At 57.3% G+C, this 24,910-nt stretch carries 24 protein-coding genes and 4 tRNA genes; all 28 read right to left on the minus strand.

Going from position 1 to position 24,910, the window contains the following annotated elements; all coding sequences use genetic code 11:
• Window positions 1-4 precede the first annotated feature (4 nt).
• Entirely contained in the window at window positions 5-691 is a 687-nt protein-coding gene (gene rpsC / locus ABI582_RS21570; RefSeq protein ID WP_003255481.1) for a 30S ribosomal protein S3, read from the minus strand.
• A gap of 13 nt (window positions 692-704) precedes the next feature.
• Complete coding sequence (gene rplV, locus ABI582_RS21575; protein WP_003103908.1) at window positions 705-1,037, minus strand: 50S ribosomal protein L22; 333 nt, start codon at window positions 1,035-1,037, stop codon at window positions 705-707.
• Window positions 1,038-1,048: 11 nt separating this feature from the next.
• Entirely contained in the window at window positions 1,049-1,324 is a 276-nt protein-coding gene (rpsS, locus tag ABI582_RS21580; RefSeq protein ID WP_003255482.1) for a 30S ribosomal protein S19, read from the minus strand.
• A 16-nt stretch (window positions 1,325-1,340) separates the two neighbouring features.
• A complete protein-coding gene (gene rplB, locus ABI582_RS21585) occupies window positions 1,341-2,165 on the minus strand; it encodes a 50S ribosomal protein L2 (RefSeq protein ID WP_008089816.1) in 825 nt (274 codons plus the stop codon).
• A gap of 14 nt (window positions 2,166-2,179) precedes the next feature.
• Window positions 2,180-2,479 (minus strand): 50S ribosomal protein L23, encoded by a 300-nt coding sequence (rplW, locus tag ABI582_RS21590; protein ID WP_003255484.1) that lies wholly within the window; start codon window positions 2,477-2,479, stop codon window positions 2,180-2,182.
• Window positions 2,476-3,078: a 50S ribosomal protein L4 gene (gene rplD, locus ABI582_RS21595; RefSeq protein WP_003255485.1), complete on the minus strand. Its 603-nt coding sequence runs from the start codon at window positions 3,076-3,078 to the stop codon at window positions 2,476-2,478. The genes rplW and rplD overlap by 4 nt, the downstream gene beginning before the upstream one ends.
• Window positions 3,079-3,090: 12 nt before the next feature.
• Window positions 3,091-3,726, minus strand: a complete 636-nt coding sequence (gene rplC, locus ABI582_RS21600; RefSeq protein ID WP_003257089.1) for a 50S ribosomal protein L3 — start codon at window positions 3,724-3,726, stop codon at window positions 3,091-3,093.
• Between the two features lie 80 nt (window positions 3,727-3,806).
• Complete coding sequence (gene rpsJ, locus ABI582_RS21605) at window positions 3,807-4,118, minus strand: 30S ribosomal protein S10 (protein WP_003186070.1); 312 nt, start codon at window positions 4,116-4,118, stop codon at window positions 3,807-3,809.
• Between the two features lie 142 nt (window positions 4,119-4,260).
• The gene (gene tuf / locus ABI582_RS21610; RefSeq protein ID WP_016497741.1) at window positions 4,261-5,454 is read right to left on the minus strand and encodes an elongation factor Tu; all 1,194 of its coding nucleotides are present in this window, start codon (window positions 5,452-5,454) and stop codon (window positions 4,261-4,263) included.
• Window positions 5,455-5,481: 27 nt separating this feature from the next.
• Entirely contained in the window at window positions 5,482-7,626 is a 2,145-nt protein-coding gene (gene fusA, locus ABI582_RS21615; RefSeq protein ID WP_346614690.1) for an elongation factor G, read from the minus strand.
• 30 nt (window positions 7,627-7,656) lie between these two features.
• A complete protein-coding gene (gene rpsG, locus ABI582_RS21620; protein WP_003246741.1) occupies window positions 7,657-8,127 on the minus strand; it encodes a 30S ribosomal protein S7 in 471 nt (156 codons plus the stop codon).
• A gap of 106 nt (window positions 8,128-8,233) precedes the next feature.
• Window positions 8,234-8,605 (minus strand): 30S ribosomal protein S12, encoded by a 372-nt coding sequence (gene rpsL, locus ABI582_RS21625; protein ID WP_003255492.1) that lies wholly within the window; start codon window positions 8,603-8,605, stop codon window positions 8,234-8,236.
• Between the two features lie 211 nt (window positions 8,606-8,816).
• The gene (gene rpoC, locus ABI582_RS21630; RefSeq protein WP_019472122.1) at window positions 8,817-13,016 is read right to left on the minus strand and encodes a DNA-directed RNA polymerase subunit beta'; all 4,200 of its coding nucleotides are present in this window, start codon (window positions 13,014-13,016) and stop codon (window positions 8,817-8,819) included.
• A 64-nt stretch (window positions 13,017-13,080) separates the two neighbouring features.
• Window positions 13,081-17,154, minus strand: a complete 4,074-nt coding sequence (rpoB, locus tag ABI582_RS21635; protein ID WP_442120225.1) for a DNA-directed RNA polymerase subunit beta — start codon at window positions 17,152-17,154, stop codon at window positions 13,081-13,083.
• Window positions 17,155-17,374: 220 nt separating this feature from the next.
• Window positions 17,375-17,740, minus strand: coding sequence for a 50S ribosomal protein L7/L12 (gene rplL, locus ABI582_RS21640; protein WP_007957596.1), 366 nt, complete (start codon window positions 17,738-17,740; stop codon window positions 17,375-17,377).
• A gap of 77 nt (window positions 17,741-17,817) precedes the next feature.
• Window positions 17,818-18,318 carry a 50S ribosomal protein L10 gene (gene rplJ / locus ABI582_RS21645; protein ID WP_016484649.1) on the minus strand — a complete coding sequence of 167 codons (501 nt, stop codon included), beginning with the start codon at window positions 18,316-18,318 and terminating at the stop codon, window positions 17,818-17,820.
• Window positions 18,319-18,515: 197 nt separating this feature from the next.
• Window positions 18,516-19,211 (minus strand): 50S ribosomal protein L1, encoded by a 696-nt coding sequence (rplA, locus tag ABI582_RS21650; RefSeq protein WP_338745912.1) that lies wholly within the window; start codon window positions 19,209-19,211, stop codon window positions 18,516-18,518.
• On the minus strand, window positions 19,211-19,642 hold the full coding sequence (rplK, locus tag ABI582_RS21655) for a 50S ribosomal protein L11 (RefSeq protein ID WP_003255500.1): 432 nt from the start codon (window positions 19,640-19,642) through the stop codon (window positions 19,211-19,213). The genes rplA and rplK overlap by 1 nt, the downstream gene beginning before the upstream one ends.
• 119 nt (window positions 19,643-19,761) lie before the next feature.
• Entirely contained in the window at window positions 19,762-20,295 is a 534-nt protein-coding gene (gene nusG, locus ABI582_RS21660) for a transcription termination/antitermination protein NusG (protein ID WP_003255501.1), read from the minus strand.
• 9 nt (window positions 20,296-20,304) lie between these two features.
• The gene (gene secE / locus ABI582_RS21665; protein ID WP_016484648.1) at window positions 20,305-20,673 is read right to left on the minus strand and encodes a preprotein translocase subunit SecE; all 369 of its coding nucleotides are present in this window, start codon (window positions 20,671-20,673) and stop codon (window positions 20,305-20,307) included.
• Window positions 20,674-20,717: 44 nt separating this feature from the next.
• Window positions 20,718-20,793, minus strand: a tRNA-Trp gene (locus ABI582_RS21670).
• Between the two features lie 54 nt (window positions 20,794-20,847).
• Window positions 20,848-22,041, minus strand: a complete 1,194-nt coding sequence (gene tuf / locus ABI582_RS21675) for an elongation factor Tu (protein WP_016484647.1) — start codon at window positions 22,039-22,041, stop codon at window positions 20,848-20,850.
• Between the two features lie 79 nt (window positions 22,042-22,120).
• Window positions 22,121-22,196, minus strand: a tRNA-Thr gene (locus ABI582_RS21680).
• A gap of 29 nt (window positions 22,197-22,225) precedes the next feature.
• Window positions 22,226-22,299, minus strand: a tRNA-Gly gene (locus ABI582_RS21685).
• A gap of 24 nt (window positions 22,300-22,323) precedes the next feature.
• Window positions 22,324-22,407, minus strand: a tRNA-Tyr gene (locus ABI582_RS21690).
• Window positions 22,408-22,559: 152 nt separating this feature from the next.
• Window positions 22,560-22,985 carry a hypothetical protein gene (locus ABI582_RS21695; protein WP_338745911.1) on the minus strand — a complete coding sequence of 142 codons (426 nt, stop codon included), beginning with the start codon at window positions 22,983-22,985 and terminating at the stop codon, window positions 22,560-22,562.
• 7 nt (window positions 22,986-22,992) lie between these two features.
• A complete protein-coding gene (locus ABI582_RS21700) occupies window positions 22,993-23,742 on the minus strand; it encodes a pantothenate kinase (RefSeq protein ID WP_442120226.1) in 750 nt (249 codons plus the stop codon).
• Window positions 23,732-24,691 carry a bifunctional biotin--[acetyl-CoA-carboxylase] ligase/biotin operon repressor BirA gene (gene birA / locus ABI582_RS21705; RefSeq protein WP_442120227.1) on the minus strand — a complete coding sequence of 320 codons (960 nt, stop codon included), beginning with the start codon at window positions 24,689-24,691 and terminating at the stop codon, window positions 23,732-23,734. The genes ABI582_RS21700 and birA overlap by 11 nt, the downstream gene beginning before the upstream one ends.
• Window positions 24,692-24,910 lie beyond the last annotated feature (219 nt).

A 24,910-nucleotide genomic window follows, 5' to 3' on the forward strand; every position in this document is an offset into this window, starting at 1 on the left:
CCCCTTACTTAGCAGCTTTTTTACGAGGCGCTGGTGCTTGTGGTTTCAGTTCTTCTTGGCGACCACCAATAACTTCGCCTTTGAAGATCCAAACCTTCACACCGATCACACCGTAAGTGGTGTGAGCTTCGTAGGTGTTGTAGTCGATATCGGCACGCAGGGTGTGCAGAGGCACACGACCTTCGCGATACCACTCGGTACGAGCAATCTCGGCACCGCCGAGACGACCGCTCACCTGGATCTTGATGCCCTTGGCACCAATACGCATGGCGTTCTGTACGGCGCGCTTCATGGCGCGACGGAACATTACGCGGCGTTCCAGCTGCTGAGCTACGCTCTGCGCAACCAGCATAGCGTCGAGTTCCGGCTTGCGGATCTCTTCGATGTTGATGTGCACAGGCACACCCATCTGCTTGGTCAGGTCCTGACGCAGCTTCTCAACATCTTCACCTTTCTTGCCGATAACGATACCGGGACGAGCAGTGTGGATGGTGATGCGTGCAGTTTGAGCCGGACGATGAATATCGATACGGCTTACGGACGCGCTTTTTAGTTTGTCTTGGAGGTACTCACGTGTTTTCAGATCCTTCAACAGGTAATCTGCGTAAGTAGCACCGTCTGCGTACCAGACGGAGGTGTGCTCCTTGACGATTCCCAGGCGAATGCCAGTGGGATGTACTTTCTGACCCATCTGATCGACTCCGTTACTTGTCCGCAACCTTGACAGTGATATGGCAAGACCGCTTGACGATGCGATCAGCACGGCCTTTGGCACGTGGCATGATACGCTTCAGCGAACGCCCTTCGTTGACGAAGACGGTGGAGACTTTCAGGTCATCAACGTCTGCGCCTTCGTTGTGTTCGGCGTTGGCTACGGCCGACTCGAGGACTTTCTTCATGATTTCAGCGGCTTTTTTGCTGCTGAAGGCCAACAGGTTGAGCGCTTCGCCCACCTTCTTCCCGCGGATCTGGTCGGCGACCAAGCGGGCTTTCTGGGCGGAGATGCGAGCGCCCGACAACTTAGCGGCTACTTCCATTTCCTTACCCCTTAACGCTTGGCTTTCTTGTCAGCCACGTGCCCGCGATAGGTGCGGGTACCGGCGAACTCGCCCAGTTTGTGGCCGACCATGTCTTCGTTCACGAGAACTGGAACATGCTGGCGACCGTTGTGAACCGCGATGGTCAGACCGACCATTTGTGGCAGGATCATCGAGCGACGCGACCAGGTTTTAACTGGCTTGCGATCGTTCTTCTCCACCGCCACTTCGACCTTCTTCAACAGGTGAAGATCGATAAAAGGACCTTTTTTCAGAGAACGTGGCACTGTCGTATCCCTCTAGTTACTTGCGACGACGGACGATCATGTTGTCGGTACGCTTATTACCACGGGTTTTAGCACCCTTGGTTGGGAAGCCCCATGGCGATACCGGATGACGACCACCGGAGGTACGACCTTCACCACCACCATGTGGGTGGTCAACCGGGTTCATGGCAACGCCACGAACGGTTGGGCGAACGCCGCGCCAGCGTTTGGCACCTGCTTTACCCAGCGAACGCAGGCTGTGCTCGGAGTTCGAGACTTCGCCCAGGGTCGCACGGCACTCAGCCAGTACTTTACGCATTTCACCGGAACGCAGACGCAGAGTCACGTATACGCCGTCACGAGCGATCAGCTGAGCCGAAGCACCAGCGGAACGAGCGATCTGAGCACCTTTACCCGGCTTCAGTTCGACGCCGTGAATGGTGCTACCTACTGGGATGTTGCGCAGCTGCAGGGAGTTACCGGCCTTGATTGGGGCCAGGGCACCTGCGATCAGCTGGTCGCCAGCGCTCACGCCTTTAGGGGCGATGATGTAGCGACGCTCACCGTCTGCGTAGCACAGCAGGGCGATGTGAGCAGTACGGTTCGGGTCGTATTCGATACGCTCGACAGTGGCTGGAATGCCATCTTTGTCGTTGCGACGGAAGTCGACCAGACGGTAATGCTGCTTATGACCACCACCAACGTGACGAGTGGTAATACGGCCATTGTTGTTACGACCACCAGACTTCGATTTCTTCTCGAGCAGCGGTGCGTGAGGAGCGCCTTTGTGCAGCTCCTTGTTGACCACCTTGACCACGAAACGGCGGCCAGGGGAAGTCGGTTTGCATTTAACGATTGCCATGATGCACCCCTTCCTTACTCAGCACTGCTGCTGAAATCGAGATCTTGGCCTGGCTGAAGGGAGACGATCGCCTTCTTCCAGTCATTACGCTTGCCCAGACCACGTGCGGTACGCTTGGTTTTACCCAGAACGTTAACAGTCGACACGTTTTCAACTTTTACGTTGAACAGGCCTTCGACAGCTTTCTTGATTTCCAGCTTGGTTGCATCGGTAGCAACCTTGAATACGAACTGGCCTTTTTTCTCAGCCAGAACGGTAGCCTTCTCGGAAACGTGCGGGCCAAGGAGGACTTTAAATACGCGTTCCTGGTTCATCCCAGCAGCTCCTCGAATTTCTTCACGGCCGAGACAGTGATCAACACTTTCTCGTATGCGATCAGACTGACCGGGTCGGAACCCTGTACGTCACGTACATCGACGTGCGGCAGGTTGCGAGCAGCCAGGTACAGGTTCTGATCAACAGCGTCGGAGACGATCAGTACGTCGCTCAGACCCATGCCGTTCAGCTTGTTCAGCAGATCTTTGGTTTTCGGTGCTTCAACAGCGAAGTCCTGAACCACGACCAGACGGTCGCTACGCACCAGCTCAGCAAGGATGGAGCGCAGAGCTGCGCGATACATCTTCTTGTTGAGCTTCTGCGAGTGATCTTGAGGGCGAGCTGCGAAGGTTACACCACCGCCACGCCAGATCGGACCACGAGTGGTACCAGCACGAGCACGGCCAGTACCCTTCTGACGCCATGGGCGCTTACCGCCACCAGCCACGTCGGAACGGGTCTTTTGCTGCTTGGTACCCTGACGGCCGCCAGCCATGTAGGCCACGACTGCTTGGTGAACCAGCGTCTCGTTGAATTCGCCACCGAAAGTCAGTTCGGAAACTTCGATCGCCTGAGCGTCATTTACATTGAGTTGCATGTCAGTTTCCCCTTAACCGCGAGCCTTGACAGCTGGACGTACAACCACGTCGCCGCCAGTAGCGCCAGGAACGGCACCCTTGACGAGCAGCAGGTTGCGTTCAGCGTCTACGCGAACTACTTCCAGGGACTGAACAGTCACGCGCTCGGCGCCCATGTGACCGGACATTTTCTTGCCCTTGAACACACGACCAGGAGTCTGGCACTGGCCGATGGAACCAGGCACACGGTGCGACACGGAGTTACCGTGGGTGTTGTCCTGACCACGGAAGTTCCAGCGCTTGATGGTACCGGCGAAGCCTTTACCTTTGGACTGACCAGTAACGTCTACCAGCTGGCCTGCAGTGAAGAGTTCAGCTTTGATCAGATCGCCAGCCTGGAAATCGCCTTCTTCAAGACGGAACTCCCAAACACCGCGACCAGCGGCAACGTTAGCCTTGGCGAAGTGGCCTGCCTGAGCGGCAGTCACACGCGAAGCACGACGCTCGCCGACAGTGACTTGCACTGCACGGTAGCCATCGGTTTCCTCAGTTTTGAACTGGGTGACGCGATTCGGTTCGATCTCAATGACCGTGACCGGAATGGAGACACCTTCTTCGGTGAAAATGCGGGTCATACCGCATTTGCGACCGATTACACCAATAGTCATGTTGTAAACCTCATGAGTGTACGGGGCTTTCACCCGCTATGGCCGCCCATTTCAGAGCGTTACACGACTAGACCGAAGTCTTAGCCGAGGCTGATCTGAACTTCCACACCTGCCGCCAGATCAAGCTTCATCAGCGCGTCAACGGTTTTATCCGTTGGCTGGACAATGTCCAGAACACGCTTATGAGTGCGAATCTCGTACTGGTCACGCGCGTCTTTGTTGACGTGCGGGGAGACCAGAACGGTGAAACGCTCTTTGCGGGTAGGCAGTGGAATCGGACCACGCACTTGTGCACCAGTACGTTTCGCGGTTTCCACGATTTCCTGGGTGGATTGGTCGATCAGGCGATGGTCGAAAGCCTTCAACCTGATACGGATTTGCTGATTTTGCATTGGATTTCAGACTCCAGGCTGTTCCCAACGGACGCACTACGCCCGCTAAAAGGAGGCGTGATTCTATAGACGCCCCAATTTAGTGTCAACCCAATAAAAAAAGCCCCCGCTGAGCGGAGGCCTTTTTCAATCGGTCGAGTGATTACTCGATGATTTTGGCTACGACGCCGGCGCCGACGGTACGACCGCCTTCACGGATAGCGAAGCGCAGACCGTCTTCCATTGCGATGGTCTTGATCAGGGTGACAGTCATCTGAATGTTGTCACCTGGCATTACCATTTCAACGCCTTCCGGCAGTTCGCAGTTACCGGTCACGTCAGTGGTACGGAAGTAGAACTGAGGACGGTAGCCTTTGAAGAACGGAGTGTGACGGCCGCCTTCTTCCTTCGACAGGACGTAGACTTCTGCGGTGAACTTGGTGTGCGGCTTGACCGAACCTGGCTTGACCAGAACCTGGCCACGCTCAACGTCGTCACGCTTGGTACCACGCAGCAGAACGCCGCAGTTCTCGCCAGCACGACCTTCGTCCAGCAGCTTGCGGAACATCTCAACACCGGTGCAGGTGGTGGTGGTGGTGTCACGCAGACCAACGATTTCCAGCGGATCCTGAACGCGGACGATACCACGCTCGATACGGCCGGTAACAACGGTACCACGACCCGAGATCGAGAATACGTCTTCGATTGGCATCAGGAACGGCTTGTCGATAGCGCGCTCTGGCTCTGGGATGTAGCTGTCCAGAGTTTCAACCAGACGCTTGACAGCGGTGGTGCCCATTTCGTTGTCGTCTTTGCCTTCCAGCGCCATACGAGCCGAACCGATGATGATCGGAGTGTCGTCGCCTGGGAAGTCATAGGTGGACAGCAGGTCGCGAACTTCCATCTCGACCAGTTCCAGCAGCTCAGCGTCGTCTACCAGGTCAGCCTTGTTCAGGAAGACCACGATGTACGGAACGCCAACCTGACGGGACAGCAGGATGTGCTCACGGGTTTGTGGCATCGGACCATCGGCGGCCGAGCAAACCAGGATCGCGCCGTCCATCTGGGCAGCACCGGTGATCATGTTCTTCACGTAGTCAGCGTGACCTGGGCAGTCAACGTGAGCGTAGTGACGAATGTTCGAGTTGTACTCGACGTGAGCGGTGTTGATGGTGATACCGCGCGCTTTTTCTTCCGGAGCCGAGTCGATCTTGTCGAACTCAACGACTGCCGAACCGAAAACTTCGGAGCAGACGCGAGTCAGAGCTGCGGTCAGAGTGGTCTTACCGTGGTCAACGTGGCCGATAGTGCCGACGTTAACGTGGGGAAGGGAACGATCAAATTTTTCTTTAGCCACGACAGTGAACCTCTTGCCTAAAGGGGATTAGCCTTGTTTTTTAACGAGTGCTTCGACGATGTTCGACGGAGCTTCGGCGTATTTGGAGAATTCCATGGAGTAGCTTGCGCGACCCTGAGACATGGAACGAACGTCGGTTGCGTAACCGAACATCTCTCCGAGCGGTACTTCAGCGCGGACGACACGGCCAGAGACCGATTCATCCATACCCTGGACCAGACCACGACGACGGTTCAGGTCACCCATCACGTCACCCAGGTAGTCTTCCGGGGTTACAACTTCAACCTTCATGATCGGCTCGAGAACCACGCCACCGCCCTTCTGGGCCAGTTGCTTGGTCGCCATCGAAGCGGCGATTTTGAACGCCATTTCGTTGGAGTCGACGTCGTGATACGAACCATCGAATACCGCGGCCTTCAGGCCGATCAGAGGATAGCCGGCAACAACGCCGTTCTTCATCTGCTCTTCGATACCCTTCTGGATCGGGGCGATGAATTCCTTAGGAATCACACCACCAACGACTTCGTTGGAGAACACCAGACCTTCGGTGATGTTGCCTTTTTCGTCCTGATCTGGCTCCGAGAAACGGATCCAGCAGTGACCGAACTGACCACGACCGCCCGACTGACGAACGAACTTGCCTTCGATCTCGACGTTGGACTTGGTGATCTTCTCGCGGTACGAAACCTGCGGCTTGCCGATGTTGGCTTCGACGTTGAACTCGCGCTTCATGCGGTCAACGAGGATGTCCAGATGCAGCTCACCCATGCCCGAGATGATGGTCTGGCCAGTCTCTTCGTCGGTCTTGACGCGGAACGACGGGTCTTCCTGGGCCAGCTTGCCCAGTGCAATACCCATCTTCTCCTGGTCAGCCTTGGTTTTCGGCTCTACGGAGAGCGAAATGACCGGCTCAGGGAAGTCCATACGCTCAAGGATGATTGGCTTGTCGATGTCGCACAGGGTTTCGCCGGTGGTCACATCTTTCATGCCGATCAGCGCCGCGATGTCGCCAGCGAGCACTTCCTTGATCTCTTCACGCTGGTTGGCGTGCATCTGCACCATACGACCAACGCGCTCTTTCTTGCCCTTGACCGAGTTGATCACGGAGTCACCGGACTTCAGAACACCCGAGTAGACGCGAACGAAGGTCAGAGTACCTACGAACGGGTCGGTCGCGATCTTGAAGGCCAGAGCCGAGAACGGCTCGTTGTCGTCTGCGTGACGCTCGTCTTTACGAACAGCCGGATCTTCTTTGTCCAGCTCCTTGTCGTCCGGGTTGATACCCTGGATTGCAGGGATCTCGGTCGGAGCAGGCAGGTAGTCGATGACGGCGTCGAGAACCAGGGGAACACCCTTGTTCTTGAACGACGAACCGCAGACAGCCGGTACGATCTCGCTGGCCAGGGTGCGCGCGCGCAGACCGGCTTTGATCTCTTCGACGGTCAGCTCTTCGCCTTCCAGGTACTTGTTCATCAGCTCTTCGCTGGACTCGGCAGCCGCTTCAACCATGTTGGAGCGCCACTCTTGAGCCAGCTCCAGCATATCGGCAGGAATTTCTTCCTCGCGATAAGTGGTGCCTTTGTCGTCGTCGTTCCAGTAGATAGCCTTCATCTTGATCAGGTCAACCTGACCCTGGAAGTTATCTTCCGAACCGATGGCCAGCTGAACAGGAACCGGGGTGTGACCCAGACGGTTCTTGATCTGACCTACGACGCGCAGGAAGTTTGCACCGGCACGGTCCATCTTGTTCACGTAGACAACACGTGGAACGCCGTACTTGTTGGCCTGACGCCATACGGTTTCGGACTGAGGCTCAACGCCAGAGGTACCGCAGAACACAACGACCGCGCCGTCGAGTACGCGCAGCGAACGCTCTACTTCAATGGTGAAGTCAACGTGGCCGGGGGTATCGATGACGTTTACACGGTAGTTGTCATACTGACCAACAGAACCTTTCCAGAAGGTGGTAACGGCAGCGGAGGTAATGGTGATACCCCGCTCCTGCTCCTGCACCATCCAGTCGGTGGTCGCGGCGCCATCATGCACCTCGCCCATCTTGTGGCTCAGACCTGTGTAGAACAGGATCCGCTCGGTAGTGGTGGTCTTGCCCGCGTCAACGTGGGCACAGATACCAATGTTACGATAGCGGTTAATTGCTGTAGTACGAGCCATAAAGCCCTCGCAAAATGATTGATGCTTGAATTAGAAGCGGTAGTGCGAGAACGCTTTGTTGGCTTCAGCCATACGGTGAACGTCTTCACGCTTCTTGACTGCAGCACCTTTGCCTTCAGCAGCATCCAGCAGCTCGCCAGCCAGGCGCAGAGCCATCGACTTCTCGCCGCGCTTGCGGGCGTAGTCTACGAGCCAGCGCATTGCCAGAGCGTTACGACGGGATGGACGAACTTCAACCGGGACCTGGTAAGTGGCACCGCCGACACGACGGGACTTTACTTCGACCAGCGGAGCGATGGCGTCGAGAGCTTTCTCGAAGATTTCCAGGGGGTCGCTGTTCTTGCGCGCTTTGACGGTATCCAGGGCACCGTAAACGATGCGCTCGGCTACAGCCTTCTTGCCGCTTTCCATCACGTGGTTCATGAACTTGGCGAGGATTTGGGATCCGTATTTAGGATCGTCCAGAATCTCACGTTTTGCTGCTACACGACGTCTTGGCATGATAAGCCCTCAAACGGTCTTCAGGTTAGCCCGGGACGTGGGTCTTCGACCCCTGCCCGACCTTACTCTTATCGACTCAAAAAAATGGATATGTGCAAACGGCCGATTACTTCGGACGCTTGGTACCGTACTTCGAACGACCCTGGTTACGGCCTTTGACGCCCGAAGTATCCAGAGAGCCGCGAACGGTGTGGTAACGAACACCTGGCAAGTCTTTTACACGGCCGCCACGGATCAGGACGACGCTGTGCTCTTGCAGGTTGTGGCCTTCACCGCCGATGTACGAGGAAACCTCGAAACCGTTGGTCAGACGCACACGGCATACTTTACGCAGTGCCGAGTTAGGTTTTTTCGGCGTGGTGGTGTACACACGGGTGCACACGCCACGACGTTGCGGGCAGTTCTGCAGCGCAGGAACGTCGGACTTCTCGACCGAACGCTTACGCGGCTGACGTACCAGCTGGTTGATAGTTGCCATCTACTAGCTCCACTGATTGTCTTGCGACTCTATTGTCTTGCAAGAAAGCCAAAAATTGGCGAGACGGAGCCTCACCAAATTTAAGGGTACAAAAGTCTACGGAGGATCTTGCACCCAGTCAAGACGAGGCCCCGGCCCTCCTCGCCCGATCATCGGCAACATTTCATGTCGCCGATGGTCGATCGAAGCTTGCCGGGGCCCTGCCCTGTACTTAGTTACCGCTGGAATTCAGCGCTTCGGTCAGTGCGGCTTCCACCTCACTGGCGCTTACACGCAGCGGTTTGTCGGCTTCACGGCGACGCTTGCGCTCGCTGTGGTAAGCCAGACCGGTACCGGCCGGGATCAGACGACCCACGACCACGTTCTCTTTCAGGCCGCGCAGGTAATCGCGCTTGCCGGTTACCGCCGCTTCGGTCAGTACGCGGGTGGTTTCCTGGAAGGAAGCCGCGGAGATGAACGATTCGGTCGACAGCGACGCCTTGGTGATACCCAGCAGCACGCGAGTGAACTTCGAGATGAACTTGTCTTCGCCGGCGAGACGCTCGTTCTCGACCAGTACGTGAGTCAGTTCCATCTGGTCGCCCTTGATGAAGCTGGAATCGCCCGACTCGGAGATCTCGACCTTGCGCAGCATCTGACGCAGGATGGTCTCGATGTGCTTGTCGTTGATCTTAACGCCTTGCAGACGGTAAACGTCCTGGATCTCGTTGACGATGTACTTCGCCAGCGCGCTCACACCCAGCAGACGCAGGATGTCGTGCGGATCGCTCGGGCCGTCGGAGATAACTTCGCCGCGGTTTACCTGTTCGCCTTCGAAGACGTTCAGGTGGCGCCACTTAGGAATCAGCTCTTCGTACGGATCGCTACCGTCGGTCGGAGTGATGACCAGGCGACGCTTACCCTTGGTCTCTTTACCGAACGCGATGGTGCCGCTGACTTCAGCCAGAATCGAGGCTTCTTTCGGACGACGCGCTTCGAACAAGTCAGCTACGCGTGGCAGACCACCGGTGATGTCACGGGTCTTCGACGTTTCTTGCGGGATACGCGCGATAACGTCACCAACACCGATCTGTGCACCGTCAGCAACACCGACCAAGGCGTTGGCTGGCAGGAAGTACTGCGCCGGTACATCGGTACCTGGCAGGTACAGGTCCTTGCCATTGGCGTCGACCATCTTGATTGCCGGACGAATTTCCTTGCCTGCGGCAGGGCGATCCTTGACGTCCAGTACTTCAATGTTGGTCAGGCCGGTCAGTTCGTCGGTCTGGCGCTTGATGGTGATGTTTTCTTCCATGCCCACGAAGGTCACGGTACCTTTCAGCTCGGTAACGATCGGGTGGGTGTGCGGGTCCCACTTGGCGACGATGGCGCCAGCTTCGACCTTCTCACCTTCCTTGACCGAAATCACCGCACCGTAAGGCAGCTTGTAACGCTCACGCTCACGACCGAATTCGTCAGCAATGGCCAGCTCGCCGGAACGCGAAACAGCAACCAGGTTGCCATCGGCACGCACGACCTGCTTCAGGTTGTGCAGACGTACCATACCGCCGTTCTTCACCTGGACGCTGTCGGCAGCCGAAGTACGGCTTGCAGCACCACCGATGTGGAACGTACGCATGGTCAGCTGGGTACCCGGCTCACCGATCGACTGAGCAGCAATAACGCCGACAGCTTCACCGATGTTCACCTGGTGACCACGCGCCAGGTCACGACCGTAGCACTTGGCGCAGATGCCGTAGCGGGTTTCGCAGTTGATCGGCGAACGCACGATAACTTCGTCGATGCTGTTCAGCTCGATGAACTCGACCCACTGCTCGTCTACCAGCGTACCGGCCGGAACGATGACGTCCTCGGTGCCTGGCTTGAACACGTCACGGGCAATGACACGGCCCAGTACACGCTCACCCAGCGGCTCTACAACGTCACCGCCTTCAATGTGCGGAGTCATCAGCAAGCCATGGTCGGTACCGCAATCGATCTCGGTTACAACCAGGTCTTGCGCAACGTCTACCAGACGACGGGTCAGGTAACCGGAGTTCGCAGTCTTCAACGCGGTATCCGCCAGACCTTTACGAGCACCGTGAGTCGAGATGAAGTACTGGAGTACGCTCAGACCTTCACGGAAGTTCGCAGTGATCGGCGTCTCGATGATCGAGCCGTCCGGCTTGGCCATCAGGCCACGCATACCGGCCAGCTGACGAATCTGTGCTGCGGAACCCCGCGCACCGGAGTCAGCCATCATGTACATCGAGTTGAAGGACTCTTGCTCGACTTCCTTGCCTTCGCGGTCGATGACCTTCTCTTTCGAGAGGTTGGCCATCATCGCCTTGGACACTTCGTCGTTCGCCTTCGACCACAAGTCGATGACCTTGTTGTACTTCTCGCCCTGGGTTACCAGGCCGGAGGCGTACTGGCTTTCGATTTCCTTCACTTCATCGGTAGCGCTGTTGATGATGCGCGCTTTCTCATCAGGGATGACAAAGTCGTTCACACCAATGGACACGCCAGAGATGGTGGAGTAAGCGAAACCGGTGTACATCAGCTGGTCAGCGAAGATGACGGTCTCTTTCAGACCAACCACGCGGTAGCACTGGTTGATCAGCTTGGAGATCGCCTTCTTCTTCATCGGCTGGTTGACCACGTCGTACGGCAGGCCTGCCGGTACAACCTGGAACAGCAGCGCGCGGCCGACAGTGGTGTCGACAATACGGGTGTTCTTTGTAACGCTGCCGTCGCGATCTTTCACGGTTTCGTTGATACGAACCTTGATTTTCGCGTGCAGGGCAGCTTCGCCGGCGCGGAATACGCGATCGACTTCCTGCAGGTCGGCAAATACGCGACCTTCGCCCTTGGCGTTGATGGCTTCACGGGTCATGTAGTACAGACCCAGTACAACGTCCTGCGACGGAACGATGATTGGCTCACCGTTGGCTGGCGACAGGATGTTGTTGGTCGACATCATCAGCGCGCGCGCTTCGAGCTGGGCTTCCAGCGTCAGCGGCACGTGAACGGCCATCTGGTCACCGTCGAAGTCGGCGTTGTACGCGGCACAGACCAGCGGGTGCAGCTGGATAGCCTTACCTTCGATCAGAACCGGTTCAAAGGCCTGGATACCCAGACGGTGCAGGGTCGGTGCACGGTTGAGCAGTACGGGGTGTTCGCGAATCACTTCGGCGAGCACGTCCCACACCTCTGGCAGCTCGCGCTCGACCATCTTCTTGGCAGCCTTGATGGTGGTCGCCAGACCACGCATTTCCAGCTTGCCGAAAATGAACGGCTTGAACAGCTCGAGGGCCATCTTCTTCGGCAGACCGCACTGGTGCAGACGCAGGGTCGGGCCTACGGTAATTACCGAACGGCCGGAGTAGTCCACACGCTTACCGAGCAAGTTCTGACGGAAGCGACCTTGCTTACCTTTGATCATGTCGGCCAGGGACTTCAGCGGACGCTTGTTCGAACCAGTGATGGCGCGACCGCGACGGCCGTTGTCCAGCAGGGCGTCGACCGCTTCCTGCAGCATGCGCTTTTCGTTGCGCACGATGATGTCCGGCGCGGACAGATCGAGCAGGCGCTTCAGACGGTTGTTACGGTTGATCACCCGACGATACAGGTCGTTCAGGTCGGAGGTCGCGAAGCGGCCGCCATCCAGCGGTACCAGCGGACGCAGGTCCGGCGGCAGTACTGGCAGTACGGTCAGGACCATCCACTCAGGCAGGTTGCCCGAGCCCTGGAAAGCTTCCATCAGCTTGAGGCGCTTGGACAGCTTCTTGATTTTGGTTTCCGAGTTGGTCTGCGGAATCTCTTCACGCAGGCGACCGATCTCGTGCTCCAGGTCGATAGCGTGCAGCAGCTCGCGGACAGCCTCGGCACCCATGCGGGCGTCGAAGTCGTCACCGAACTCTTCCAGCGCTTCGAAGTACTGCTCGTCGTTCAGCAGCTGACCCTTTTCAAGGGTGGTCATGCCCGGGTCGATAACGACGTAGCTCTCGAAGTAGAGAACGCGCTCGATATCACGCAGGGTCATGTCCATCAGCAGGCCGATACGGGACGGCAGCGACTTCAGGAACCAGATGTGGGCAACCGGCGAGGCCAGTTCGATGTGCGCCATGCGCTCACGACGAACCTTGGCCAGGGCAACTTCAACGCCGCACTTCTCGCAGATTACGCCGCGGTGCTTGAGGCGCTTGTACTTGCCGCACAGGCACTCGTAGTCCTTGACTGGGCCAAAGATCTTGGCGCAGAACAGGCCGTCACGCTCAGGTTTGAACGTACGGTAGTTGATGGTTTCCGGCTTCTTAACTTCACCGAACGACCACGAACGGATCATCTCAGGTGACGCCAGACCGATACGGATGGCGTCGAACTCTTCGACTTGACCCTGGTTTTTCAGCAAATTCAGTAGGTCTTTCAAGGCCTTTCCTCCTGGCGGAGCAGGGAGCGGGCATTACCTGCCCCACTCCCCTTCGCGTCACGTGTTATTCGGTTTCCAGATCGATATCGATACCGAGCGAACGGATCTCTTTGATCAACACGTTGAAGGACTCGGGCATGCCCGGCTCCATACGGTGATCGCCATCCACGATGTTCTTGTACATCTTGGTACGGCCGTTCACGTCGTCCGACTTCACTGTGAGCATTTCTTGCAGGGTGTATGCCGCGCCGTATGCTTCCAGCGCCCACACTTCCATCTCCCCGAAACGCTGACCACCGAACTGCGCCTTACCACCCAGCGGCTGCTGGGTAACCAGGCTGTAGGAACCAGTGGAACGCGCGTGCATCTTGTCGTCCACCAAGTGGTTCAGCTTGAGCATGTACATGTAACCAACGGTCACTGGACGCTCGAACTTGTTGCCGGTACGGCCATCGAACAGCACCATCTGGCCGCTCTCTGGCAGATCGGCCAGCTTCAGCATGGCCTTGATCTCGCTTTCCTTGGCACCATCGAAGACCGGGGTAGCCATCGGCACGCCTTTCTTCAGGTTATGGGCCAGGGCCAGGATCTCTTCGTCGGTGAACTCGGCGAGGTTTTCCTGACGACCACCGATCTCGTTGTAGACCTCGGTCAGGAATACGCGCAGCTCAGCGGCTTTGCGTTGCTCTTCGATCATGCGGTCGATCTTCTCGCCCAGGCCTTTGGCCGCGAGGCCCAGGTGGGTTTCAAGGATCTGACCGACGTTCATACGCGAAGGTACGCCCAGCGGGTTCAGGACGACGTCGACCGGAGTACCGTTGGCATCGTGCGGCATGTCTTCAACCGGCATGATGACCGAGACAACACCCTTGTTACCGTGACGACCAGCCATCTTGTCACCCGGCTGGATGCGACGGCGGATTGCCAGGTAGACCTTGACGATCTTCAGTACGCCCGGAGCCAGGTCATCGCCCTGCTGCAGCTTGCGCTTCTTGTCTTCGAACTTGTCGTCCAGCAGACGGCGACGGTCGACGATGTACTGCTGAGCCTTTTCCAGCTGCTCATTCAGTGCATCTTCAGCCATGCGCAGTTTGAACCACTGGCCATGCTCCAGACCGTCCAGCACGTCGTCGCTGACCACGGTGCCTTTCTTCAGGCCCGCGCCACCGTCGACCACCTGGCCGTTCAGAGCAGAACGCAGACGTTCGAAGGTTGCGCCTTCGACGATGCGGAACTCTTCGTTGAGGTCCTTGCGGATCTCGTCCAGCTGCATCTTCTCGATGGCCAGGGCGCGGCTGTCGCGCTCGACGCCATCACGGGTGAAGACCTGTACGTCAATGACGGTACCCTTGGTGCCGGTTGGCACGCGCAGGGAGGTGTCCTTAACGTCGCTCGCCTTCTCGCCGAAGATTGCGCGCAGCAGTTTTTCTTCCGGCGTCAGCTGGGTTTCGCCTTTTGGCGTGACCTTGCCAACCAGGATGTCACCAGCGCCGACTTCGGCACCCACGTAGACAATACCGGCTTCGTCCAGTTTGTTCAGTGCAGCTTCACCCACGTTCGGGATGTCCGCAGTGATTTCCTCTGGGCCAAGCTTGGTGTCACGCGCCACACAGGTCAGTTCCTGAATGTGGATGGTGGTGAAGCGATCTTCCTGAACCACACGCTCGGACAGGCAGATGGAGTCTTCGAAGTTGAAGCCGTTCCACGCCATGAACGCGATGCGCATGTTCTGACCCAGTGCCAGTTCACCCATGTCGGTGGACGGACCGTCGGCCATGATGTCGCTACGCTGAACCTTGTCACCCTTGCTCACCAGCGGACGCTGGTTGATGCAGGTGTTCTGGTTCGAACGGGTGTACTTGGTCAGGTTGTAGATATCTACACCTGCTTCGCCGGTTTCCACTTCGTCGTCGTTGACGCGAACAACGATACGGCTGGCGTCGACCGAGTCGATCACGCCACCACGGCGAGCAACCACGCAGACACCGGAGTCACGGGCAACGTTGCGCTCCATGCCGGTACCTACCAGCGGCTTGTCGGCACGCAGGGTCGGTACAGCCTGACGCTGCATGTTCGAACCCATCAACGCACGGTTGGCGTCGTCGTGCTCGAGGAACGGAATCAGCGACGCAGCAACCGAAACAACCTGCTTCGGCGAAACGTCCATCAGGGTGACGTCTTCCGGCGCCTTGACGGTGAATTCGTTCAGGTGACGAACAGCTACCAGCTCATCGATCAGTTGCTTCTTGTCGTTCATCGCGGCCGAAGCCTGGGCGATGACGTGGTCCGCTTCCTCGATTGCCGACAGGAACACGATGTCGTCGCTGACAACGCCTTCCTTCACCACGCGGTACGGGCTTTCCAGGAAGCCGTACTGGTTGGTGCGGGCATAGGCTGCCAGGGAGTTGATCAGGCCGATGTTCGGACCTTCAGGGGTCTCGATCGGGCACACACGGCCGTAGTGGGTCGGGTGTACGTCACGGACTTCGAAGCCAGCACGCTCACGGGTCAGACCGCCCGGGCCGAGTGCAGAGACGCGGCGCTTGTGGGTGATTTCGGAGAGCGGGTTGTTCTGGTCCATGAACTGGGACAGCTGGCTGGAACCGAAGAACTCTTTCACCGCCGCCGCAACCGGCTTGGCGTTGATCAGGTCCTGCGGCATCAAGCCTTCGCTTTCCGCCATCGACAGGCGTTCCTTGACCGCGCGCTCTACACGCACCAGGCCAACGCGGAACTGGTTCTCGGCCATCTCGCCGACGCAACGTACGCGACGGTTACCCAGGTGGTCGATGTCGTCGACGATGCCTTTGCCGTTACGGATATCGACCAGGGTCTTGAGGACCTCGACGATGTCTTCCTTGCTCAGCACGCCAGAACCTTCGATCTCGGTACGACCGATACGACGGTTGAACTTCATGCGGCCTACTGCGGACAGATCGTAACGCTCGGCGCTGAAGAACAGGTTGTTGAACAGGGTCTCGGCAGCATCCTTGGTCGGCGGCTCGCCTGGACGCATCATGCGGTAGATCTCGACCAGGGCTTCCAGCTGGTTGCTGGTGGTATCGATCTTCAGGGTGTCGGAGATGAACGGACCGCAATCGATGTCGTTGGTGTACAGGGTCTCGATACGGACGACCTGTGCCTTGGCGACTTTGATCAGCAGATCGGTGGTCAGCTCGGTATTGCACTCAGCCAGGATCTCGCCAGTAGCCGGGTGCACGATGGCCTTGGCAGTGGTGCGACCCAGGACGTATTCCATTGGAACGTCCAGCTGCTTGACGCCGGCCTTCTCGAGCTGGTTGATGTGGCGCGCAGTGATACGGCGGCCCTGCTCGACGATGACTTTGCCGGTTTCGTCATGGATGTCCATGACTGCAACTTCACCACGCAGACGCTGCGGTACCAGTTCCAGGCTGAGTTTTTCGCCGGAAATGTGGAACACGTTGGTGGTGTAGAAGGTGTTCAGCACTTCTTCAGTGCTGTAACCCAGGGCGCGCAGCAGCACCGACGCCGGCAGCTTGCGGCGACGGTCGATACGCACGAACACGCAGTCTTTCGGGTCGAACTCGAAGTCCAGCCACGAACCGCGGTAAGGGATGATGCGAGCGGAGTACAGCAGCTTGCCGGAGCTGTGAGTCTTGCCACGGTCGTGGTCGAAGAACACACCAGGCGAACGGTGCAGCTGGGAAACGATCACACGCTCGGTACCGTTGATAACGAAGGTACCGTTCTCAGTCATCAGGGGGATTTCACCCATGTAGACTTCTTGCTCTTTGATGTCCTTGATCGCTTTGTTCGACGATTCCTTGTCGAAGATGATCAGGCGCACCTTGACCCGCAGTGGGACCGCGAAGGTCACGCCACGCAGGACACATTCCTTCACATCGAAGGCAGGCTCGCCCAGGCGATAGCCTACGTACTCCAGGGCAGCATTGCCGGAGTAGCTGATGATCGGGAATACCGATTTGAAGGCCGCGTGCAGGCCGACGTCGCGGAACTGATCCTTGGATGCTCCCGCTTGCAGGAATTCGCGATACGAATCCAGCTGGATGGCCAGGAGGTAAGGCACATCCATGACGTCCGGCAACTTGCTAAAGTCCTTGCGGATACGTTTTTTCTCAGTGTATGAGTAAGCCATCAGCGTTCCCCAGCTTGGTCACCTGCTTGTTTGGCTTCTCCCGGCGGGAGCAGCCAGAAAATCGTGCAAACCCCTTGGTTTGCGCCACCCACGTGGGTGTCTTGCAGCTTGTTATCGGGGCCGGCTTGACCGACCGCCAATAACGGAAAAAGGCCGGTGGCATAAGCCACCAGCCATCAGCCTTGTGCTCAACGCTCAGGCTGGCATCGCAAAGTCGAAATTACTTCAGCTCGACTTTAGCGCCTGCTTCTTCCAGCTTCTTCTTAGCGTCTTCAGCGGCTTCTTTCGAAACGCCTTCAGCTACAACCTGAGGAGCGCCATCGACTTTCTCTTTGGCTTCTTTCAGGCCCAGACCGGTCAGCTCGCGAACGGCTTTAATCACGTTCACTTTCTTCTCGCCGGCTTCAACCAGAACAACGTTGAACTCGGTCTGCTCTTCAACAACAGCGGCAGCAGCAGCTGGGCCAGCAGCGGCAACAGCAGCGGTCACGCCGAAGGTTTCTTCCATTGCTTTGATCAGCTCAACAACTTCCAGAACGGTTTTCTGGCCGATTGCTTCGATGATTTGCTCGTTAGTCAGGGACATGACTTAAATCCTGTATTGGGGTGAAGGCCTACGCAGCCATCAAATTAAACAAATGATTTTGAAAGAGTTCGCGTGCCTTAGGCAGCGGTAGCTTCTTTCTGGTCGCGAATGGCTGCCAGAGTACGAGCCAGCTTGCTGGTGGCGCCTTGAATAACGCTCATCAGTCGTGCAATAGCTTCGTCGCGGGTCGGCAGGGTAGCCAACACGTCGATCTGGTTCGCTGCAATGAAATTGCCGTCAAACGCAGCTGCCTTGATCTCGAACTTGTCCTGACCCTTGGCGAACTCTTTGAACAGACGAGCAGCAGCGCCCGGGTGTTCGTTGGAGAAAGCAATCAGGGTCGGGCCTTTGAACGCGTCGTTGAGAACCGAAAATTCGGTGCCTTCAACAGCGCGCTTGAGCAGGGTGTTACGTACAACACGTACGTAAACGCCAGCCTCGCGGGCCTCTTTACGGAGTCCGGTCATTGCGCTTACAGTCACACCACGGGCATCAGCCACAACAGCGGACAGAGCGACTTTGGCAGCCTCGTTGACTTCAGCGACGATGGCCTTCTTGTCTTCGAGTTTAATTGCCACGGGTTTACTCCTGGTTTTTACCGTTTCATCTGGCCGAAGCCGGATGTCGTTTTGGTGTCTGATTCGGTAACGAATCGGGAGCACCATCTGCGTGGGCTGGTGTTTTAAGGCTTGCGCCACCTACGGTCTTGGATAGCCCCCGCCAGGCAGGGACCCCAATTTTTGCTGGCGGCGCGACAAGTCGCACCGCCATGTTCTTACACGCTCAGCGAGCTCTGATCGATGACCAGACCTGGGCCCATGGTGGTGCTCAGGGTAACGCGCTTGACGTAAATACCTTTCGAGGAAGCTGGCTTGATACGCTTCAGATCAGCGATCAGGGCTTCAACGTTTTCCTTCAGCTTGCCAGCTTCGAAGCCGACCTTGCCAACGGAGGTGTGGATGATACCGTTTTTGTCGGTGCGGTAGCGAACCTGACCAGCCTTGGCGTTTTTAACGGCAGTGGCTACGTCTGGGCTAACGGTACCAACTTTCGGGTTAGGCATCAGGCCGCGAGGACCCAGAACCTGACCCAGCTGACCTACAACGCGCATGGCATCAGGCGATGCGATGACAACGTCATAGTTCAGGTCGCCGGCTTTCATTTCGGCAGCCAGATCGTCCATACCTACGCGGTCAGCGCCGGCAGCCAGAGCGGCTTCAGCAGCTGGACCCTGGGTGAAGACAGCAACGCGAACGGTCTTGCCAGTGCCGTGTGGCAGCACAGTAGCGCTACGAACGACCTGGTCGGATTTACGCGGGTCAACACCGAGGTTAACGGCGATGTCGTAGGACTCGACGAACTTGGCAGCAGGCAGCGAGGCCAGCAGAGTTGCCGCTTCTTCGAAGTTGTAGGCCTTGCCTGCTTCGATTTTTTCGGCGATTGCCTTTTGGCGTTTGGTCAGCTTAGCCATTACACACCCTCCACGTTCAGGCCCATGCTGCGGGCAGAGCCAGCGATGGTGCGTACAGCAGCGTCCAGGTCAGCAGCGGTCAGATCAGCCTGTTTTGCCTTGGCGATATCTTCCAGCTGAGCACGGGTAACGGTACCGACTTTAACGGTGTTCGGACGAGCCGAACCACTGGTCAGGCCAGCAGCTTTCTTCAGCAGAACCGAGGCAGGGGTGCTCTTGGTCTCGAAGGTGAAGCTACGGTCGCTGTAGACAGTGATGATCACAGGAGTCGGCAGGCCGGCTTCTTGACCCTGAGTACGGGCGTTGAAGGCCTTGCAGAATTCCATGATGTTCACACCGTGTTGACCCAGTGCTGGACCAACGGGTGGGCTTGGGTTGGCCTGGCCGGCCTTAACTTGCAGCTTGATGTAAGCCTGAATCTTCTTAGCCATGAGCTACTCCAAAATCGGGTACGAACGCCTGATGGCTCCCCGGATGACTTGCGTTTTATCCCAGTGACGACAAAACCCCGCAACACACAGGGCTGCGGGGTTTGGGATGCTTCGTCCGCCTAGACCTTTTCGACCTGGCTGAACTCGAGCTCCACCGGAGTAGAGCGACCGAAAATGAGCACCGCCACTTGGAGGCGACTCTTTTCGTAGTTAACTTCTTCGACACTACCATTGAAGTCAGCGAACGGACCGTCAATGACACGAACCACTTCACCTGGCTCGAACAGCGTCTTCGGCTTCGGCTTGTCGCTACCGTCAGCAACGCGACGCAGGATAGCCTCAGCTTCTTTATCGGTTATCGGTGCAGGCTTGTCTGCGGTACCGCCAATAAAGCCCATCACACGAGGGGTGTCCTTGACCAAGTGCCAAGTCCCTTCGTTCATCTCCATCTGGACCAGTACATAGCCAGGGAAGAATTTACGCTCACTCTTGCGCTTCTGGCCGTTGCGCATTTCGACGACTTCTTCGGTCGGAACCAAAATCTCGCCGAAACCGTCTTCCATGCCAGCCAGCTTGACGCGCTCGATCAGGGAGCGCATCACATGCTTCTCGTAACCCGAGTAAGCATGCACAACATACCAACGCTTAGCCACGGGACACCTTTAGCCAACGATCAGGGAGACCGCCCAGCCGAGCAGGGAATCAAGACCCCACAGCAGCAGTGCCATAACCAGCACGACAGCCACGACAATCAGCGTGGTCTGGGTGGTTTCCTGGCGGGTCGGCCACACGACTTTACGGATTTCGGTACGAGCTTCCTTCGCCAACGCAAAGAACGACTTGCCCTTCGCAGTCTGCAGAGCTACAAAGCCCGCGACAGCAGCCAGGACGAGAAGTGCGAGAACGCGATACAGGATCGGAGAGGCGGAGTAATATTGATTACCCACAACAGCTACAACCACCAAAGCAACTACAGCCAGCCACTTGAACAGATCAAAACGCGATTCTTGGGCTTCAGTTTTGGGAGTCATCAAGGAGGATCCTGTGAGAAGAAAGCCATCACACCGAAGTGAAATGGCAGGTCAGGAGGGAATCGAACCCCCAACCTACGGTTTTGGAGACCGTCGCTCTGCCAATTGAGCTACTGACCTGTAACGCTGTATCAGGCCGGCCATTATACCGGCCTGATCAAGTAAATCAACTACTTATTCAATAATTTTTGCTACGACGCCGGCGCCGACGGTACGACCGCCTTCACGGATAGCGAAGCGCAGACCGTCTTCCATTGCGATGGTCTTGATCAGGGTGACAGTCATCTGAATGTTGTCACCTGGCATTACCATTTCAACGCCTTCCGGCAGTTCGCAGTTACCGGTCACGTCAGTGGTACGGAAGTAGAACTGAGGACGGTAGCCTTTGAAGAACGGAGTGTGACGGCCGCCTTCTTCCTTCGACAGGACGTAGACTTCTGCGGTGAACTTGGTGTGCGGCTTGACCGAACCTGGCTTGACCAGAACCTGGCCACGCTCAACGTCGTCACGCTTGGTACCACGCAGCAGAACGCCGCAGTTCTCGCCAGCACGACCTTCGTCCAGCAGCTTGCGGAACATCTCAACACCGGTGCAGGTGGTGGTGGTGGTGTCACGCAGACCAACGATTTCCAGCGGATCCTGAACGCGGACGATACCACGCTCGATACGGCCGGTAACAACGGTACCGCGACCCGAGATCGAGAATACGTCTTCGATTGGCATCAGGAACGGCTTGTCGATAGCGCGCTCTGGCTCTGGGATGTAGCTGTCCAGAGTTTCAACCAGTTTCTTGACGGCGGAGGTGCCCATCTCGTTGTCGTCTTTGCCTTCCAGCGCCATACGAGCCGAACCGATGATGATCGGGGTGTCGTCGCCTGGGAAGTCATAGGTGGACAGCAGGTCGCGAACTTCCATCTCGACCAGTTCCAGCAGCTCAGCGTCGTCTACCAGGTCAGCCTTGTTCAGGAAGACCACGATGTACGGAACGCCAACCTGACGAGACAGCAGGATGTGCTCACGGGTTTGTGGCATCGGACCATCGGCGGCCGAGCAAACCAGGATCGCGCCGTCCATCTGGGCAGCACCGGTGATCATGTTCTTCACGTAGTCAGCGTGACCTGGGCAGTCGACGTGAGCGTAGTGACGAATGTTCGAGTTGTACTCGACGTGAGCGGTGTTGATGGTGATACCGCGCGCTTTTTCTTCCGGAGCCGAGTCGATCTTGTCGAACTCAACGACTGCCGAACCGAATACTTCGGAGCAGACGCGAGTCAGAGCTGCGGTCAGAGTGGTCTTACCGTGGTCAACGTGGCCGATAGTGCCGACGTTAACGTGGGGAAGGGAACGATCAAACTTTTCCTTAGCCATCGATACAATCCTCCGCAGAAGAAATAGTCTTGCGCTGATAAAACAAAGGCAGATATTTTCATATCTGCCTTGTTTATAATGGAGCTCTTGAGCGGATTTGAACCGCTGACCTCACCCTTACCAAGGGTGTGCTCTACCAACTGAGCTACAAGAGCGAAACACTTTGCGCAAAATCCAGCAAACTTGGAGCGGGTAGCGGGAATCGAACCCGCATCATCAGCTTGGAAGGCTGAGGTTCTACCACTAAACTATACCCGCGGAGCTTGCGGCTCTCGCTAAAACTGGTGGAGGGAGAAGGATTCGAACCTTCGAAGCTCTCGCAACGGATTTACAGTCCGTCCCCTTTGACCGCTCGGGAATCCCTCCAGATGTGGCCGGCATTCTATTTGTCTGCCGTCCTAGTGTCAAGCGTTTTTTCAAATTTTTTCAATCAAATCTGAAACTTAGCTGCTTTGACACCGCTTCCAGTTCTACCACCTGAGTGGTGTTCCCTGTGAAGCGGGCGCCATTCTATCAAGCTATTCACCAGTTGCAATACCCTGGCAGAAAATAATTTTATGTTTTAAGTCTTTGAAATCATTGGAAAGAGCCGAAAGCACCGTTTGGTCCAGCAAACGCTCGCTTTCCGGGGCAACCTTGAGCCAGCGACCATCTGCTCCAGGCAACTGCCCCGCCACTGGCAAGGTGGCAATATCCAGGCTCAGCAAGCGCTGACGCAAGGCGTCCAACTGCTCCCGACCTGCCACTCCCCCCACTACCAGGCATTCGTCACGGCGCCTGGGTGGCGCCGACACACCCGTTTCACGCAACAGACGGATTTCTTGTTGATTCCCCTTGTACAGTGACAAGGGGGCGACTTCCTTGACCCTCAGCGGTGCTTCCTGCTGATGCCACACGTAATAGAAGACGTTAAGCACCAGTAACAACAGAAACAACCAACGCATAGGCACCTCAATCCAATGGGCAGGCCATGGCCAGGCCAACGAAAACCAGGTCAGGGACGACACGCGCTTGCGGCACGGCCTCCCTCACCAGCGGCGCGTCGCCGCCGGTGAGGAACACCGTGAATTCCTCACCCCACAGCGCACGCGCCTGCTCGAGCTGGGTACGCGCAAAGCCTTGCAGCATCAACACGCAACCACGCTCGACCGCTTCGACGGTAGAGCGGCCCGGCGACAGGCTGGTCAATGCGCGCTCGGCGGATGCATCGTCGTAGCGGATACGCCGGGTGTGAGTACGCAACTGACTGCGCATCAACGGCATGCCCGGGCAGATATAACCACCTAGGTGTTCGCCGTCTGCGGCCACAAAGTCCGCTTTGGCTGCGGTACCCAGGTCAATCACCAGGCACGCGCCCTTGGCCAGGTGGAATGCACCCAACGCAGCCAGCCAACGGTCCATGCCCAGGCGCTCATAGTCGTCATAACCGTTGCGCACACCGGCCATGCGCTGCGCCGGATGCGCAACGTGCGCCTGCACGAAAAATGCCTGGGCTATCAACGCACAAAGGGCATCGGTTTCTTCCTCACTGCGCACACTGACAACTCGGCAACCCGTCAGACGCGCCGAAGCCAGCGCAGCCACTTCAGCCAGCAGCGCTTGATCGGAATCGACGATCCCGCCACCTTCAATCACTGCATCAGCGGTATGGATTACCCGCCATTTGATGAAGCTGTTACCGCAGTCGAGCTCAAGAATCATCACGCAACCTCAAACTGAGCTCACCACCACTGAAGCTCTTTTCAACTCCGTCCACCTCAAGGCGCAAGCCGCCCTGCCCGTCGACGCCAAGAACCACGCCATCAATCCGCGTGCTACCTGCAACCAGTGAAACATTGCGCCCCTGCCAAAGGTGCGCCTGTTCCCACTCCTCCTGGAATGCGGCAAACCCGTAGCGACGATGGCGTGCCAATTCGTGCTGCAATTGCTGATTAAGCGAAGCGACCAAGTGGTTACGGTCAATAGCCGCCCCCACCTCACGCCGCATCGAGGTCCACTCCTGGTCAACCTGGTCGTTGGCCTGCATGTTCACATTGATACCGATACCCAGTACCACATGACAGACATCAGCCGGGTCACCCACCAGCTCCAGGAGAATACCGGTGATCTTCTGCCCGCGAACCAGCACGTCATTGGGCCATTTGAGCCCTACATCCTTTACCCCGAACGCCTGCAGCGTGCGCATTACTGCAATTCCCACCACCAGGCTCAAGCCTTCGAGTTGGCGCATGCCGCCATCCACCCGCAAGACAAGGCTGTAATAGAGGTTTTCTGCAAATGGGCTGACCCATTGCCGGCCACGTCGGCCGCGGCCTGCGCTTTGCCGCTCGGCCAAGACGAGAAATGGCGCTACCTGCCCTTGATTGGCAAGCCTCAAGCCTTCGGCGTTGGTCGAGTCGATGATTTCGTGGATAAAAACCGGCCACTGCTCGCCTTCAGCAAACCCGGCGATTGCCTGTGCCTCTAGCAAAGCCAGTGGTGCCGCCAGCTGATAACCGCGCCCACGAACCTTGTGAATGGTGAGGTTCAGCTCGCTCTCCAGGTGCTGCAGCTGCTTCCAAACGGCGCTGCGACTCACCCCGAGGGCTGCCCCCAGAGCTTCTCCGGAATGGAACCGGCCATCCTTGAGGAGATTCAACAACTTCAGCATGCCAGTCTCGACTTGGAATAAGGCAGGCATGATAGCCATGGGCTGGTGGCTTGCATAGGAAAAGGGCCTGGATACCTGGCGTTGCACCCTGCTCTGTAGGCAGCCTTGTGCTGCGAAGAGGCCATTGCAGGCGAAGATAATCTTTAGCCTTACCGGCCTCTTCGCAGCACAAGGCTGCTCCTACAGGGCTTCGGGCAGGGCTGGCAGTTTTTTTCCCGC

Origin of the sequence: Pseudomonas sp. SAS7, assembly GCF_052112345.1 — a bacterium.
GTDB lineage: Bacteria > Pseudomonadota > Gammaproteobacteria > Pseudomonadales > Pseudomonadaceae > Aquipseudomonas > Aquipseudomonas putida_Q.

Bases quoted from the DNA above. Each gene is read 5' to 3' on its own strand.
- rpsC (WP_003255481.1), bottom strand. From the start codon at position 691: ATGGGTCAGAAAGTACATCCCACTGGCATTCGCCTGGGAATCGTCAAG.
- rplV (WP_003103908.1), bottom strand. From the start codon at position 1,037: ATGGAAGTAGCCGCTAAGTTGTCGGGCGCTCGCATCTCCGCCCAGAAA.
- rplB (WP_008089816.1), bottom strand. From the start codon at position 2,165: ATGGCAATCGTTAAATGCAAACCGACTTCCCCTGGCCGCCGTTTCGTG.
- rplW (WP_003255484.1), bottom strand. From the start codon at position 2,479: ATGAACCAGGAACGCGTATTTAAAGTCCTCCTTGGCCCGCACGTTTCC.
- rplD (WP_003255485.1), bottom strand. From the start codon at position 3,078: ATGCAACTCAATGTAAATGACGCTCAGGCGATCGAAGTTTCCGAACTG.
- rplC (WP_003257089.1), bottom strand. From the start codon at position 3,726: ATGACTATTGGTGTAATCGGTCGCAAATGCGGTATGACCCGCATTTTC.
- rpsJ (WP_003186070.1), bottom strand. From the start codon at position 4,118: ATGCAAAATCAGCAAATCCGTATCAGGTTGAAGGCTTTCGACCATCGC.
- fusA (WP_346614690.1), bottom strand. From the start codon at position 7,626: ATGGCTCGTACTACAGCAATTAACCGCTATCGTAACATTGGTATCTGT.
- rpsG (WP_003246741.1), bottom strand. From the start codon at position 8,127: ATGCCAAGACGTCGTGTAGCAGCAAAACGTGAGATTCTGGACGATCCT.
- rpsL (WP_003255492.1), bottom strand. From the start codon at position 8,605: ATGGCAACTATCAACCAGCTGGTACGTCAGCCGCGTAAGCGTTCGGTC.
- rpoB (WP_442120225.1), bottom strand. From the start codon at position 17,154: ATGGCTTACTCATACACTGAGAAAAAACGTATCCGCAAGGACTTTAGC.
- rplL (WP_007957596.1), bottom strand. From the start codon at position 17,740: ATGTCCCTGACTAACGAGCAAATCATCGAAGCAATCGGCCAGAAAACC.
- rplA (WP_338745912.1), bottom strand. From the start codon at position 19,211: ATGGCTAAGCTGACCAAACGCCAAAAGGCAATCGCCGAAAAAATCGAA.
- rplK (WP_003255500.1), bottom strand. From the start codon at position 19,642: ATGGCTAAGAAGATTCAGGCTTACATCAAGCTGCAAGTTAAGGCCGGC.
- secE (WP_016484648.1), bottom strand. From the start codon at position 20,673: ATGACTCCCAAAACTGAAGCCCAAGAATCGCGTTTTGATCTGTTCAAG.
- tuf (WP_016484647.1), bottom strand. From the start codon at position 22,041: ATGGCTAAGGAAAAGTTTGATCGTTCCCTTCCCCACGTTAACGTCGGC.
- ABI582_RS21695 (WP_338745911.1), bottom strand. From the start codon at position 22,985: ATGCGTTGGTTGTTTCTGTTGTTACTGGTGCTTAACGTCTTCTATTAC.
- ABI582_RS21700 (WP_442120226.1), bottom strand. From the start codon at position 23,742: ATGATTCTTGAGCTCGACTGCGGTAACAGCTTCATCAAATGGCGGGTA.
- birA (WP_442120227.1), bottom strand. From the start codon at position 24,691: ATGCTGAAGTTGTTGAATCTCCTCAAGGATGGCCGGTTCCATTCCGGA.